This window comes from Bacillus cereus group sp. MYBKT14-1 (genome assembly GCF_051915185.1).
Classification (GTDB): Bacteria; Bacillota; Bacilli; order Bacillales; family Bacillaceae_G; genus Bacillus_A; species Bacillus_A cereus.
The window spans coordinates 87,213-102,860 of record NZ_JBQAEF010000005.1; the positions used below are offsets into that span (position 1 = coordinate 87,213).

The window sequence follows — 15,648 nt, forward strand, 5'->3', positions numbered from 1 at the left end:
AAAGGAATTAGCATTCGCTAGTTCCTTTTTAATGTTTTGTAAAACATTATCCATTCTAAAATTCGCATAGATATACTTGCTTTTTTCATATACATAGTTATTGATGACTCTATGTTTTTATGAAGGGAGAGTATTTCTTGGAAAAAGTATTATTTTTCGGAGATCCAGGTATTGATGACTCATTTGCCATTATGTATGGTTTACTGCATCCCGAAATTGAAATTGTCGGTATTGTAACCGGATACGGAAATGTTGAGCATATACATGCTGCACATAATGCAGCGTATATTTTACAGTTAGCAAATAGACAAGACATTCCTGTCATTAGTGGTGCAACAAAACCACTGACAGAAGAAATCACTACGTACTATCCTGAAATTCACGGAACAGAAGGATTAGGGCCCATCCATGTTCCAGGAAATATATTATCTATTCCAATATATAATTTCGGCAGTATTGCTGCGATTCTTATAAAGTACGGAAAAGATTTAACGATTGTTGATGTAGGAAGATCTACCTCGTTAGCAATTGCTTTTAATTTATGGAATGATTTAATGCTAAATGTAAAAGGAATCTATTTCATGGGTGGTGTTTTTTTAGAAGTAGGAAACGTTACGCCATTAGCAGAGGCAAACGTGTATGGAGATCCGATAGCAAGTAAAATTGTTTTCCATCAAGCAAAGAATTTATTCATATTCCCTTTAAATGTAACAAACAAAGCTGTGTTAACACCAAATGTATTTAACTATATTCAAGCTAATGCAAAGAATCCATTTCATATGATAATGAAACCAATGTATGATTACTATCTATCCGCATACCAAAAACTTAATTCATCTATGGAAGGACCTTTGCTACATGATGTGGTTGCAATAAGCGGATTAGTAAATCCAAGTTTTTTTGAATTTGTGCATCGTACAGTAAATGTAGATACATACGGAGATACGAAAGGACAAACATTTGCTGATTTTCGCCCTAACTCTAAATCTGAAGGAGCCCGTATAGCTTTAGAAATAGATGCAGAAAAATTCATTCAAGATTTTATAAAAATTATGTTATAAGTTGCTGTCGAAAAAGGGAATTATTTCAATGCGTTGAATATAAAAATACATCCTCTAGATAAAGGAGCTTACAATATTGAATGTCCAGTTAAAGGTTGTTACGAGAGACAATTGGGAAGATGCATTAAAGTTACAAGTGAAAGAAGATCAAAGAAAATTTGTCCCCGCTGTAGCAGTTTCACTTGCTAAAGTATATATAAAACCAGATGGTGACAATGTAGAGTACATACCATTCGCTATATACGATGGTGACCTTATGGTTGGTTTTGTTATGCATGCTGTTGTAATAGAGACATCGGATATGTATTGGATTAACGGATTTATTATTGATCAATCGCAACAAGGTAATGGTTATGGAAAAGCAGCATTACAAGAAAGTATTGATATAATAAAAAATACTTTTAAATCGTGTAAAGAAATAAGATTAACCGTACATAAAGATAATCTCTCTGCAAAGAAATTATATGAACGATATGGTTTCATATCATTAGGACAGGAGTATGATGGTGAGCAAGTATACCGTTTATTTGTTTAATTATTAAGAAGTAAAGGTGTGAAATGAAATATGCAATTTACTGAAGTGTTCATTCCTGAAGAATATATTGAAACATTAAGGGATGAATTAAATAAAATTGGAGCATGTAAAACGGGCGAATATGACCATTGTCTTTCCTATAGTTCAGTGAAAGGATATTGGAGACCTTTAGAAGAGGCATCTCCTTTTAATGGAGAAATTGGTCAAATATGCGAAGGACAAGAATGTAAAGTTGAAATAAAGTGTAAACGAGAACTTGTAAAAGATGCTCTTGAAGTTATTAATGATATTCATCCGTATGAAACACCTATGATTTATATTATACCAATACTAAATGACTATTTTGAGAAACTATACATTAAATAACTAGGAGGAATATCAATTGAAAAGTAAATTTCATCATATTGTACGAGCAGTCATGATAAAAGATGAAAAATTATTAGTTGCTGAATATATCGGCCATCATTATTTTTTACCTGGTGGCCATGTTGAAATTGGAGAATCAGCAGAGAATGCATTAAAAAGAGAGTTAAGAGAAGAACTTGGAGTAAACTGTAGTATACAACAATTTTTAGGCGTCATAGAAAATCAATGGCAAGATAAAGAAATTCTTCATCATGAAATTAACCACATTTTTGAAGTAGAGTCACAAGATTTACATACGGACTTAACACCGCAATCTAGCGAGTCTCATTTAGTATTTCACTGGATAGCTTATAATCAAGAAGCCTTAAATCATTATGAAATCATGCCAATGCCTTTAGTAAAGGAATTACTAGAAAGTAAGTTAAATGATGAACTCCTAAATTGTTGGATTAGTAATTTTTAAATCACTTTATTTATAGTAAATACGTCCATCGAATGAATATAAAGAAAATAGGCTGAAAAACAAGGTACATCACCTAGTGTAAGTTCATATTTTGTTGATGTACGCATTTAGTCTATAGTCTTGTTTCTACTTTGTTTAAAAGAATTTATTAACTTTAATATTTGGACGGAATTTACATTTATAAATGGAGGGTTTCATAATGAATCAGTTTCAACAAGAACTACAATCATTAAACCTTAATGATTATCAAACTGGCAATGTTGTATATTGGGATCAACAACAAAGTCAATATCCATACTATTACATTCAAGACGATGCACGTCGTTGCGGCGGATGTGGCGGTTGTGGTGGACGTTGCGGTGGATGTGGCGGTAGATGTGGTGGTTGTGCAGGTCGTTGCGGCGGATGCATAGGATGCGCAGGATGTTTCAGTTGCTTTAATTGCTGGAACTGGTGGATTATTTAAGTATAGAAAATTCAAGTTATTTTATATGAAAGAAAGGTGTAAAAACTATTTTGCACTTTTCTTTCATGCTGTAATTTTGATGTGTATTAAGGGGGATTTATTTGTATACATATGATAAGTTGATTTCTTGGGTAGAGGATATAAAAGAAAAAAATCATAGTTCTGCTACAGCGCTTTGTATTATAAAAGATAATAAAATCGTACTAGAGCATTATAGTGGTTATCACTCAAATACATCTACAACCAAGAGAGTAACAGCATCTTCACAATTTAACGTTGCTTCTGCTAGAAAAAGTTATTTAGGATTAATGATAGCGTATGCGCTTTATGAGGGGAAAATAAACTCTATTGATGATGAAGCGATAAAATATTTTAAAGACTTTGATCCTGCATTGCTTAGTAAAACGACGATAAGACATTTAGTAACACATTCGCACGGATTAGAAGAAACGAATGACAGGACAATTTTTCGTGAATTTGCACCGGGGCAATCATGGGCGTATAGAGATATTAATGTAAGAATGATGACACGTCTTATTTATCAGCTATATAACAAAAGTTTTCCTGAATTGTTAAAGGAGCGTGTGTTTAAGCCTGCTAATTTTCAAGAAACAGGTTGGAGAGTTCAGCGAGATGAAAATTTAGTTGACGTTGTTAATAATCCAAATGAAGACGCAATTAGTGAAATTGGTACGGTAGATGACGGTACTGAAAAAAATTTGTTTGTCTCAGCTAGAGAATTTGCGCAGTGGGGCAATCTTCATTTAAATCAAGGTGGGATAGATGGTAAACAAATTGTTCCAAAAGAAGTTATAAAAATCGCTACGAGTTTGCAGAGTCCAACATATATAAACAAAGAGCTACCACAAAATGGATTGTTTTGGTTCATCCAAAATGAGCCTGCGCAATTAAGCGAACTTGGTGAACGTGTTCCAAAAGGGTCGTATCAAATATTAGGGATTACTGGACCGACCATTTTAGTAATACCTGAATATAATGTAGTTGTTGCAAAGATGTATAATAAAAGATATAACTACGGTGGTGATAATTACTTATATTATTTACGTGAATTTAGTAATTTAGTCGCAGATACATTTAGTAACGGTAATAGGGCATAATTACTCCTATAACGAAAAGGAGTGATTGAAAGTGAAAGATAAAGTGAACAAAAATAAAAAGCAAAATATAAAAGATGTAAATACAGAGCAAAATGCAATTTATAGCGATCCTAAAGATGCAGCTAATATGCAAACTGTACCGCAGCCGAAAGATTTTGATGAAATCGAATATTAATTTTTCATCCGACTATATGATGAATGAAAAATACGTCTTAAGTCTCATAACATTTAAGAAATTATTTGATAACATATATACATAAGCATTTGAAAATGTCTTATCTTAACAAAGCTTTCTTTAGAAATATCTGATATAACCTGCAAAAGGCACTTCTTTATGAAGTGTCTTTTTGTGTATATGAACTTAATTACCATTTTCCGTACAGTATCTTGCAATTTATGATGGATATACTAACTGTGAAAATTCATGTCAAGATAAAAGAAGGGGACAGTTAGTATGAAACAAACTTCTATAAATCCGTTACTAATTGTTCTAGGTACAATCATTGTTCAAATTGGCCTTGGAACAATTTATACATGGAGTTTATTTAATCAACCCCTTGTAAGTAAGTTTGGATGGAATCTTAATTCAGTAGCGATAACTTTCTCCATAACAAGTTTTTCTTTATCATTCTCAACTTTATTTGCAGCAAAGTTACAGAAAAAATTAGGACTTCGAAAACTTATTGCTACTGCAGGAATTGTTTTAGGACTCGGCTTAATACTTAGTTCACAAGTTTCTTCTTTACCACTATTATATTTATTAGCTGGTGTCGTTGTTGGTTATGCGGATGGAACAGCTTATATTACATCACTATCTAATTTAATTAAATGGTTTCCAAATCGGAAAGGGCTTATTTCAGGTATATCTGTATCAGCGTATGGAATGGGCAGCTTAATCTTTAGATATATAAACGGAAATCTTATCGATAACCTTGGTGTATCACAAGCATTCTTATATTGGGGTATTATCGTGTTACTTTTAGTGTTAATCGGATCGTTCTTCTTACGTGAGGCAATTGTAAGTAATGCTGTAACTGAAACATTACACAATGACTATACTCCGCGTGAAATGATGCGAACGAAACAAGTATATCTGCTATTTTTTATGTTATTCACCTCTTGTATGGGTGGTTTGTATTTAATCAGTATGGTAAAAGATATCGGCGTACAACTTGTTGGACTTAGCGCAGCAACCGCTGCAAACGCCGTTGCTATGATTGCAATCTTTAATACAGTAGGTAGAATCATTCTCGGGACGTTATCAGATAAAATCGGGCGAATGAAAATTGTCTCTGCAACGTTTATTATTATAGGATTGTCAGTCTTTACTTTAAGTTTTATTCCGCTAAATTACGGAATCTATTTTGCTTGTGTAGCAAGTGTCGCCTTTTGCTTCGGCGGTAATATAACTATATTCCCAGCTATTGTCGGAGATTTCTTTGGATTAAAAAACCATAGTACAAATTACGGGATTGTCTACCAAGGTTTCGGATTTGGTGCGCTTGCAGGATCATTCATTGGAGCGATACTTGGAGGATTTCAACCAACTTTCATTATAATTGGTGTTTTAAGTGTTATTTCCTTCATTATTTCAATATTAATCCGTCCACCAACTGCAGAGAAGACAAAGGAACTAAAACATCTACATCGGAAAGTGGCGTAATACTAAAAAGAGTCCTAATATAGGGCTCTTTTTAGTACAAAACATTTTTTGTGTAGAGAGAATAGAGTTATTTAATTTAAAATGAAATGAGTAGCAGATACTTAGAATATTCATATTGTTTTATAAAGGAACTAACATGTTGCTAAAAACATTTAGAAAATTACAGTTAACAAACTTTGTGATGGAACGTGCACTTCATTCATAGACCATTATTTTCTTATCAGTTTACAATGAAAGTAGTTGGCTTTTATTGATTACAACCATAATTTCTTCTGTTGTGGCATTCGCTACAACAAATATTGATGACATTTTTATACTACTTGTTTTATTTTCACAAGTAAGAACAGAAGTAATTAGGAAAGAAGGAAGAGCTGTCCGCGAAAAAGCTACGAGAAAAAAACTTTATATTGTTATTGGACAATATTTAGGATTTAGTATGATTATTTTTCTAAGTATCATTGGGTCTTTAAGCTCTTTTTTCATTCCTGTTTCGTGGATTGGATTATTAGGATTCGTGCCAATTTATATGGGGGGTAAAGGACTATTGTCACTTCGTTCTTATAAAAGTAATGAAGTTATCGATAACGTTACTGTTTCATTATTTAAAGTAGCTTCAATTACATTAGCTAATGGAGCTGACAATATTTCAATTTATATACCAATGTTTGCTAGTCAAACTCTTGAAACAAATATCGTTACATTAGTTATCTTTTTTTCCATGATAGCGATATGGTGTTTTATTAGCTACAAATTGATAAAAGCTCCTATACTAGCTAAAGTACTTGAGGAAAACTGTCATATTATTGTTCCAATTGTTCTAATTGGTTTAGGAATGTTCATTCTTTTTCGTAGTGGTACAATTGGACTATTCTCCTAAGGTGTTGAAATAACGGAAGTTTTCATAAAAAAGAATTGAACAATTTTAATATTTTTTGAGCAATTATATTCATTGAGATTAATTAGATTCTACACAACGTATATAAGTCTTATTACAGATGAAATGTAGTAGGGCTTTTTTTATTTTAGTGAAATGAAACAATTGTATTAGTGATCTACGACTATTATTTAGACAGGACATTAGCATTATGAAGTTGAATAGCTATCGTAAAAGGAGCGTGATAATTAAAATGAAAATAGTAAAACAATGGGTCCAAGAAGATAGTGATTACATAAGAGAAAAAGTAATTGAATATAACCAAAAACATATTTCAGATGAAGAGAAAAAGCCTTCAGAAAAAATTAGTTTTATAGTGAGAAATGAAAAGGGGAAAATTGTAGGTGGAATAACTGCAATTACATTTTGGCACCACGTACATGTTGATTTCCTGTGGGTTTCTGAAGAATATAGACACGAAGGTTATGGAACCAAGTTAATAAAACTTATTGAAGAATTTGCAATTGAAAAAGAGTGCAGGTTAATCAATTTAGATACTTTTAGTTTTCAGGCGCCTGATTTTTATAAGAAGCATGGATATAAAGTAATCGGAGTAAGTGAAGATTATCCGAAAGGACATAATCATTATTATTTAGAAAAACGGCTAAAAAGTATATAGAATTTGTTAACATTAGTATTTGGAATACAAATGCAATAAGGGCGAGGTTATTATTAATTTCAGTATTAATTGGATCAATTTTTATTCTAAAACTGCAAGAACGTACTTTGGATAATCTTCCTAAGGTACGTTCTTTTTTTATATCAGTAGCCTATTCTTATTAACTCCACCAATAGTGGTAAAGGCAAGACTTAACTAACTTATATATATTAAAAGGAGTTAATGGTAGAATGAATAGAAGACAGAAAATTCCTTTTATTAAAAATAGAGGAGGTACATATGAAAAAAGTTAATGTTACATACGCGATTTTGTACGATAAAACTAATGAAAAGATTTTAATGGTAAAAAACAAAGGGGAAAATGGTTCTTATTATACATTACCAGGTGGCGCAGTTAAATTAGGAGAAACATTGGAAGAAGCAGTAATTCGAGAAGTAAAAGAAGAAACAGGGTTACATATAAACGTAAAAGGGATTTGTTCTATCAGCGAAGCCTTTTTCGAGGAAAGAGATCATCATGCAATTTTCTTTAATTTTCTAGGTGAAATAATTGGCGGAGAGACATATATATCAAGGCCAAAAGAAATTGAAGAGATTACTTGGATGGAATTACATATAGCAGCTCCATATTTACGCATACCAGAACATTTACTGGATTTATTACAAAAGAAAGAAACAGTACCTTATTTTTTTAACGGAACAATCGTTCATCAATCTTCATAAAAATATTATCTCATGTAAGGCGGGGGAAACATGGAGTTTATCGTTAATCACAAACAATTCACTCAAGCACTTTCAGAAGTCAACAAAGCAATATCAACAAAATCTTTAATTCCTATATTATCTGGTATAAAAATAACTGCAGACCAATCTGGAATTACTTTAATTGCAAGTAACTCGAATATTTTTATTGAAAAATTCATTCCTGTTTCAATTGAAGACGAAAAGATTGCAACTATTTTAAAGGCAGGAACTATTGTTGTACCTGCAAAGTATTTCATTGAAATAATAAAGAAAATGCCAAGTGATATAGCAATAAAAAGTAAGAATGAGCAAATTATTAAGATACAATCAGAAGAAATCACATTAAGTTTAAATGGATTTCCTGCAGATGAGTTTCCGAATGTACCACTTATAGGCAATCATGCAGAAATCAAAGTAGAGACAGAACAATTGATTGAAGTATTTAAACAAACAGTATTTGCGGTAGCAAAAAATGAATCTAGACCTGTTATTACTGGGGTACATATAGAGTTATCTAATAATAAGTTCATTTGTGCTGCAACTGACTCACATAGACTAGCGATACGTGAAACGCTACTTTCCTCAGATGTAAAAGCAAATTGTATTGTACCAAGCGTAACCATTAATGAACTTCTAAAATTAATGAACAGCAATTCGGAATTCGTATATATCTACCTTTCGGAGAGTCATATTATATTTACGTTCGGAACAACTACATTATATTCAAGACTAATTGAAGGGAAATATCCTAATATTTCTAACCTTATTCCAAATGATTTTAAAACGATTATTAACGTAGATAGAAAAAAGATATTACAAGGTGTAGACCGATCAAGTTTATTAGCAAGTGAATGGGCCAATAACAATGTTAACTTAGAAATCATAAACGAATCCACAATTAAAATTTCTTCAAATGCTTCTCAAATTGGGAAAATATCCGAAACGCAACAAATAGATGCGATTCAAGGTGAAAAACAATTAAATATATCTTTCGATGGGCATTTTATGGTTGATGCTTTACGAGCAATAAAAGAAGAAACGATTACTTTAAGCTTTGGCGGTTCTATGAGACCGATATTGATTGAAGCAGGAGAACAATCTGCAGCAGTACATCTTATATCACCAGTAAGAGCGTATTAGGGATAGAGGAAGGAATTACATTATGTACAAGCAGACTTTTGATTTATGAAATCATAAATCAATACATTATAAGAATGATGTATTAGTAAAGCAAACAGTTTACTAAATCCTACATAATATAATTCAATCATAGACAAAGCAGCAATGATAATCTGAAATACAAAGCAAAATAATAATAACCTCAATATAAAAGCCATAGATTAATCGATATGGGGTGAGTATGATGAAGAAAATAATTGTTTTACTCATTGGTATAGTTTTAATTACTTTTGCTTTTTATCAATACAACAAAAAAGACTATGCAGCTAAAAGTACTAACTTGTATGTAGAAAACTTTAAAGGGGCAAATGATTCAATAAAAATACAATCTGCTATTAATAAAGCAGAATCTAGTAAAATTAAAACGGTATTACTTGATGATAAGAAGTATAAAATTACGTCACCAATCATTGTTAAAAAAGGTGTGAAATTATTATTTGGTTATGGATCCCAATTTGTAGTTGAGGGAAACTTTAGAGTTCTAGAACTGGAGAACAACGCATCCATTGAAGGAGCGTATATAGCTATTGACGATCCTAAATTTAACTCTGAAGTTATTTATTTAGACGGTAAAAATAAATATTATAACACTTGGAACAAAACACAAATAAAAGATATAAATATTATCAATTGGACGGAAACGAATAAAGGTACCGGAATTTCTTTATACTCTGCTGGAAAAGAAAATGAAATTTCGTTTGTTAACTTCGAAAACATTAAAATTGTAGGAATGGAAACCGGACTAAAATTAGTAGCAAAAAAACCGAGCACCGGACAAGCTTGGATAAATGCCAATCGTTTTATGAACTTTTCTTTAGAAGACTGTGTAAATATGATTTATATGGATAGTCAAGTAACTACGCCAAATGAAATTAGTGGGAATCAATTTACAAATCTTCAAATACAGCCTTCAAATAAAACAAAAAGCATTATACAGGTAAGTGGTCAGCATAATGAATTTCATGGGATGGTGTGGGATTTAAATAAAATAAAACATGAAACCGAACTCATTGAACTGACTGATAAGAGTATGAATACAGTGGTTGAAATGTCCAGTGTACCAGCAAATAGAGTTTTAGATAGTGGGAAATCCAATATTGTGAAATAAGTTTAAATACAGAAAAAAGAGCGAATTCTTTATAAGAGGATTCGCTCTTTTTATATTTTAAAATTAAATTTCCTTCCACCAAGCGGATGAAGGATAATTTGTAGATTTTAACGTAATAGATTCACCAATTTGAGGCGTTGTAATTTTAACTCCTAAACGGTTAGCTTCTTTCGTAACACGTTCTATCGGGTCACTCCATTCGTGTAATGCTAACGTAAAGGCACCCCAATGAATCGGAAGAAGTAATTCTCCTTTAACATCAATATGAGCTTGTACCGTTTCTTCAGGCAACATATGAATAGCAGACCACCTCGGATCATATTGCCCGCATTCCATTAATGTAAGATCGAATGGACCGTATTTATCACCAATTTCCTTAAAGTGAGGGGCATAACCGCTATCACCACTAAAGAAAATTTTAGTCTCTTGACCAAGAATAAGCCATGAACACCATAATGAACGATCTCTATCTGTCATACCACGTCCCGAGAAATGCCTTGCAGGAGCACAAACTAACTTAATATTATCAAATGTAATTTCGTCCCACCAATTATGCTCACTAATTTTACTAGGTGAAACACCCCATTTAATAAGGTATTGTGCAACTCCAGTTGGAACATAAAAGTGCTTTGCGCGATCTTTTAACTGCATAATACTTTTGTAATTCAAATGATCATAGTGATTATGAGAAATGATAATCGCATCAATTTCTTGAAGGTCATCACGTTCTAAAGAAAAAGTACCACTATAGCGTTTACTATTAAACAAAGGGAATGGGGAAGAGGCATCTCCAAACATAGGGTCTAATAATAGTTTTTTACCTTCTATTTTCAAAAGAGAAGCAGAATGGCCAAACCATGTAACACTCTCTAACGATTCATTATCTTTATTTGATAAAACGATAGGCAAATCCTTTATAGGACGCAGCTTTGATTTTATTTTAAAGTAATCCGTCATTAAACTTATAATATCTTTCGGTTTAAAACTCATATCAGTATGAATTTGATTTGTATATTTCTTATTCATTCGTTCTCCTTTTTACGATTAACAATTTACGTATGTTGTTATTGTAGCTATTTGTAGTTTAAACTATATTATTTTACCTTTCATCTAAATTGCCTTGTATTTCATAAATTCGTCAAATTCATTATTTGTATCTATAAAGTACAAATTGCACAGTGGCAGCTAAAACAAATATTAAGTACATGTAAATTGTTTTTATTTAGTAAATTCCTTCTTATACGCAACAAAGAACATACGTTTCGTTGTATGTTATAGAAGAAAATATGTCTCTAATAAAAGAAAGGAAGGAGAGGATGTAAGTGCACATAGAGCGAAAAAAGAAATCAAAATGTAAACTATCAAAATCTGAAATCATGCATTTGTATACTGAAGGGAAGAGCACCTCAGAAATCGCCATGCTTGCTAATGTGTCTGCAAGGTATATTCGTATGGTTTTATCAGACAATAACGTACCAAGACGCGCTATAGGGAGTTGGAAGAGAAAGTATGACATAACAGAAGATTATTTTAAAACGTGGTCAAACAATATGGCTTATATTTTAGGGTTTATAGCAGCAGATGGTGTTATACAGAAAGAAAATCAATGTGTCAGTATATCTCAAAAAGAAAGTTATATTTTAGAAGATATAAAAAAAGAACTAAAAACAAACCAGCCACTTTATCAAAACAAAAAAACAGGCGTATATATGCTAAATATTAATAGCAAAACAATAAAAGACGACCTTATGAACATACACGGAATTATGCCATGTAAATCATTTAACATTGAATTTCCTTTTGTACCAGAAGAATATTTGCATCATTTTGTTCGTGGGTATTTTGATGGGGATGGTCATGTTAACTCTCACAAATACTTTGTTAGTTTTGTTGGTGGATCATATAATTTTATGAATTCTTTTAAAGATATCCTTGAGAATAATAAATTCCAATTAAGTTTTGTTGACAAAGAAAAACAATATCGTATTTACCTAAGTGGTAAAAATAATGTTAATAAATTTTCACGGTGGATTTATAAAGATAAAGGTTTACATTTAAAGCGTAAATACAATATTTTTCAAGAAAAAGAATAATTGTAATGATAATCGAATAATTCACAAACAAGTTCAATTATAAAATTAAAATTCACGATGAATTATTAATTGAAATCAAAGTAATTGCTAAAGCAAACAAATTATAAATATAGTTTAGTCAAATTCAAAGCAACTTGTTTAAATTTAATAATTAAACAAGTTGCTTTTTATTATGTTTTATTAATGATTATTTACACTAATCCTGCATCAACGAACTATTCACTAATAAATAAAGAAAAGGGAAGTATACCAAATGGAACTAATCTATAATAAGTTTATTACTTTTTTCTAGTAGACATAATATATATTATAGGCAGTTATAGAAACAAAGCAATACCAGGTATCAAAACCCAAGTAAACTATACTTAATGAGACGAAACGGAGATTTTTGGTGAGATTTACATTAAATCTTATCTAAACAAATTTCTTCAGTTTTTATCGTTTTTATTTGTTATAAATTCATCACAGCAAATCTTAATCAATAATCGCTTAAGATTTAACGAATTAAAAACATTTTTGATTGGCAAGAAATTTTTATACAGAAAAATTATTTCTATACAAAATATAAATTAATAATTTTATTTTATGTTTTACTTAATGAATTAATTGCTATTTGCACATGTTTTACAACTTTACATTATTTGTTGTTATTTCTGTTATTTAGGCTTGACTTTCATTACACTCATTGTTTTTTATTCTAGTTAACATAACGCTTATTTTTAACATAAAAAAATCCTCCTCACCTTCAGGAAGATTTTTTGTTTGCTATTATTTTATTTATATCTTCTAGTAACAATCCCAATTGTAAATGACATTGGAAAAATCTAGATTTAACAAATCTTCCTTACGTATAAAGAAATTAGCAACGCCAGAATCTCCCCACATAATATTTAATGAATCGTCTGTATCGATTTGTATCAATAATATGTCATGTTGCTGGTATTTTTCTTCCCATTCCCTTGGATCTGTCTGTGTGAAAAATGGATAACCACCAATTTTATGTCCTTGATCCTTACATAAATCATCATACAGTTCGCCTAATTCTGTATTATTTTCTTCATCAACAATTTCTTCCCAATCAATGTTATCATTAAAAATCATTTCAAATCGATAATCTCTTGGTGTTACTGGTTGATATGCCAACTCAAACTTTAGTTTTGCTGCTTTGGGTATGATAAAATTCTCTAAATCTAAAGTGTTTAAATAACTAAAATCAGTAATCACCTTAGTTAAATCCGCTGTGATTGTAGAATGATAAACAATTCGAAAGTCTTTTTGGCTTGTGGGATGATCAAAATCTGCTCCAAAAAGATCTTCTTCAGCACTTATGAAAAACTGTAACATTCCATGTTGAGGCATATGTTCAATGTTTGGTATTTCTTCAAGGTTTAACTGCGCAAGTAGCATCATAGGTTGTCCGTTTGAGTCTTTAGGATGCTCTTGATCTATAGGTAAATACGGATATCCACCAAACTTACTTTCAAAAAGCGTTGTCTTTGCTAATGTTCCAGACACTTTAACATACGGTTTCACACTTTCTTCTAAAATACTACGATACTGTTCTAGTTCTTTCGGAATTTGAAGTTGATACGTATTCTTCACTATATTTGCCTCCTGTTAGTAATGAATTGAAAATGCCTAACTTAATTATATAGTAAGCGATAGCTTAATTGAAAATCGTTAAAAATCCATTTTCACCCTCATTTTTTGCGCGCTTGGTGGACAAAGTAGATTATGTTCTAATACCTTTTTATTAATAGTTCGAATTAAATCCGCTGCTTCTGCAGTATTTGTATTTTCTTTTAGCTTTTCTTTTAAATCATCAATTTCTTTTGAAAGCTCAATCCACCTAGGTAAAACATGATTATTTGCTAAAGTTCTATAAAGTTGCTTTTCAGGATTGTACGAAAGATCTTTATCAAGATTAAGAGGTTTCCCTTTACCAGGTAAATGATCAAAAGCTCCTTTCTGTTCTGCTTGTTTAACGATAGAACTAATATGATCCTCATACGTATAAGACCAAACTTTCTCATCTTTTACTAAAATCTCTTGTTTTTTTAGTTTTTTATCTAGTTCTTCTTGATTCATAGATTCTCTCTCCTTTTTATTTTCTAATGTCGTTTTTGTAAATTCTAATGCCCTTAATCCATCGAATAGCTTTTCTCGCCACCATACGCTATCATGTCCACCTTGAAACTCTTCGTAAGTGGTTTGGTATTTCTTTGCTTCTAAAGCTTTATATAGCCGTCTATTAGCCGTTAAAAGAGGTTCGTTTTCGAGTTCACCTACTGCTATGTAAGAATGTAGATGAGTCGCATTAGAATTTATTGATGAAATTTGATTTTCAATCCAAGGAATTGTATTTTCATAATTATCCTTTTTCCAATGTACGGATCCAGACATTGACAACACATTTCCGAAAATATGTGGATTTTGAAGTGCTGCATAAAAAGCTGCTAAGCCACCAAGACTGAAACCAGCAATTGTTGTATGATTCTTTTCTTGATAAACGTGATACTTAGCTTGAATCCACGGAAGTAATTCCTTCGTTAAAAATGCATTCATTTTATCGTTATAAGTTAGCTCTTCTAATCGATCGACAGGATCTATAGCAACAGCAATGCAAGATGGGATTTCTTTTTCGTAAATTAAATAATTAAGTGTTTTTTCAATTGAAAGGCTCTGAATGAATGAATTCCCATCAAATACAATGAGAAGTTCTTGAAGATGTGGAGTGTGAGAATAATCATGAGGCGTATAAATATGAATTTTACGTGTGTTATTTAAAATCGAACTATGAAAAGAATATGTTTCAATTCTCCCAGATGGATAATGATTTGAAGGGAAACGACTGCTATACTGCATGTCCATACTTATTTTTAACACAGACGCTTTATTGGTACCTTCTCCAAATGTATTTTTATTAAATGGGTCTAATTGATACTGTTCACTACGCTTTATCCAATTATTTTCGAAAAAATCATTTACTGTAAAAATATCTGTCTGTAGCAATCGTTGTAATTGATTTACAGACAGATCCCAACCAGGAAAACTACCGAATACATAAACATTTTCAGTATTTTGATTGCCTAACCATATATACGTTATAAGTTTATACTGATTATCTATAGAGCATAGTTCTATTAGTGGTGTATGATTTGATTTCATGCAAAAAAGTATAAAGAGCTTTTTCGTTTCCATTCTTTAATTGATTTTTAAGCTGCTCTAACTTATGACTAATGATCGAAGTCACCTCTCTTCCTCTTTTGTAGTACTCTATATGTAGTTTTTTCATTAGA

At 31.3% G+C, this 15,648-nt stretch carries 16 protein-coding genes and 1 pseudogene; 14 read left to right on the forward strand and 3 right to left on the reverse strand.

Annotation, left to right across the window (positions count from 1 at the left end):
* The first annotated feature begins 137 nt into the window (after positions 1–137).
* The 13 genes from ACTFO4_RS14715 (at position 138) to ACTFO4_RS14775 (ending at position 10,256) form a co-directional block, all read left to right on the forward strand.
* Positions 138–1,061 carry a nucleoside hydrolase gene (locus ACTFO4_RS14715; protein ID WP_061457297.1) on the forward strand — a complete coding sequence of 308 codons (924 nt, stop codon included), beginning with the start codon at positions 138–140 and terminating at the stop codon, positions 1,059–1,061.
* A 76-nt stretch (positions 1,062–1,137) separates the two neighbouring features.
* Entirely contained in the window at positions 1,138–1,596 is a 459-nt protein-coding gene (locus tag ACTFO4_RS14720; protein ID WP_001102671.1) for a GNAT family N-acetyltransferase, read from the forward strand.
* Between the two features lie 30 nt (positions 1,597–1,626).
* Positions 1,627–1,962 carry a divalent cation tolerance protein CutA gene (cutA, locus tag ACTFO4_RS14725; protein ID WP_061457298.1) on the forward strand — a complete coding sequence of 112 codons (336 nt, stop codon included), beginning with the start codon at positions 1,627–1,629 and terminating at the stop codon, positions 1,960–1,962.
* Between the two features lie 16 nt (positions 1,963–1,978).
* On the forward strand, positions 1,979–2,425 hold the full coding sequence (locus ACTFO4_RS14730) for an NUDIX domain-containing protein (protein WP_000836829.1): 447 nt from the start codon (positions 1,979–1,981) through the stop codon (positions 2,423–2,425).
* Positions 2,426–2,624: 199 nt separating this feature from the next.
* Entirely contained in the window at positions 2,625–2,891 is a 267-nt protein-coding gene (locus ACTFO4_RS14735; RefSeq protein WP_001071389.1) for a heterocycloanthracin/sonorensin family bacteriocin, read from the forward strand.
* Positions 2,892–2,992: 101 nt separating this feature from the next.
* Positions 2,993–4,009, forward strand: a complete 1,017-nt coding sequence (locus tag ACTFO4_RS14740; protein ID WP_000288894.1) for a serine hydrolase domain-containing protein — start codon at positions 2,993–2,995, stop codon at positions 4,007–4,009.
* A gap of 31 nt (positions 4,010–4,040) precedes the next feature.
* On the forward strand, positions 4,041–4,184 hold the full coding sequence (locus tag ACTFO4_RS14745) for a hypothetical protein (protein ID WP_000653680.1): 144 nt from the start codon (positions 4,041–4,043) through the stop codon (positions 4,182–4,184).
* Positions 4,185–4,463: 279 nt separating this feature from the next.
* Positions 4,464–5,672: an L-lactate MFS transporter gene (locus ACTFO4_RS14750; protein WP_000815137.1), complete on the forward strand. Its 1,209-nt coding sequence runs from the start codon at positions 4,464–4,466 to the stop codon at positions 5,670–5,672.
* 250 nt (positions 5,673–5,922) lie between these two features.
* Positions 5,923–6,549 carry a cadmium resistance transporter gene (locus tag ACTFO4_RS14755; protein ID WP_017673331.1) on the forward strand — a complete coding sequence of 209 codons (627 nt, stop codon included), beginning with the start codon at positions 5,923–5,925 and terminating at the stop codon, positions 6,547–6,549.
* 250 nt (positions 6,550–6,799) lie between these two features.
* Complete coding sequence (locus ACTFO4_RS14760) at positions 6,800–7,225, forward strand: GNAT family N-acetyltransferase (RefSeq protein ID WP_000706722.1); 426 nt, start codon at positions 6,800–6,802, stop codon at positions 7,223–7,225.
* A gap of 279 nt (positions 7,226–7,504) precedes the next feature.
* Positions 7,505–7,948 (forward strand): NUDIX hydrolase, encoded by a 444-nt coding sequence (locus tag ACTFO4_RS14765; RefSeq protein ID WP_000757601.1) that lies wholly within the window; start codon positions 7,505–7,507, stop codon positions 7,946–7,948.
* Between the two features lie 30 nt (positions 7,949–7,978).
* Positions 7,979–9,109, forward strand: a complete 1,131-nt coding sequence (gene dnaN, locus ACTFO4_RS14770) for a DNA polymerase III subunit beta (RefSeq protein WP_440013830.1) — start codon at positions 7,979–7,981, stop codon at positions 9,107–9,109.
* Positions 9,110–9,332: 223 nt separating this feature from the next.
* A complete protein-coding gene (locus ACTFO4_RS14775; protein ID WP_141540571.1) occupies positions 9,333–10,256 on the forward strand; it encodes a hypothetical protein in 924 nt (307 codons plus the stop codon).
* Between the two features lie 63 nt (positions 10,257–10,319).
* Here ACTFO4_RS14775 and ACTFO4_RS14780 read toward each other — a convergent pair whose 3' ends face one another.
* On the reverse strand, positions 10,320–11,282 hold the full coding sequence (locus ACTFO4_RS14780) for an MBL fold metallo-hydrolase (RefSeq protein WP_001037062.1): 963 nt from the start codon (positions 11,280–11,282) through the stop codon (positions 10,320–10,322).
* 296 nt (positions 11,283–11,578) lie between these two features.
* On the opposite strand from ACTFO4_RS14780, the gene ACTFO4_RS14785 reads away from it, so the two are divergent.
* A complete protein-coding gene (locus tag ACTFO4_RS14785) occupies positions 11,579–12,349 on the forward strand; it encodes an LAGLIDADG family homing endonuclease (RefSeq protein ID WP_000546826.1) in 771 nt (256 codons plus the stop codon).
* A gap of 786 nt (positions 12,350–13,135) precedes the next feature.
* On the opposite strand, the gene ACTFO4_RS14790 is transcribed toward ACTFO4_RS14785, so the two are convergent.
* Both ACTFO4_RS14790 and ACTFO4_RS14795 read right to left on the reverse strand, forming a co-directional pair.
* On the reverse strand, positions 13,136–13,951 hold the full coding sequence (locus ACTFO4_RS14790; protein ID WP_000799808.1) for a YwqG family protein: 816 nt from the start codon (positions 13,949–13,951) through the stop codon (positions 13,136–13,138).
* 78 nt (positions 13,952–14,029) lie between these two features.
* Positions 14,030–15,602, reverse strand: a pseudogene (locus ACTFO4_RS14795) (DnaJ family domain-containing protein).
* Positions 15,603–15,648: the final 46 nt, after the last annotated feature.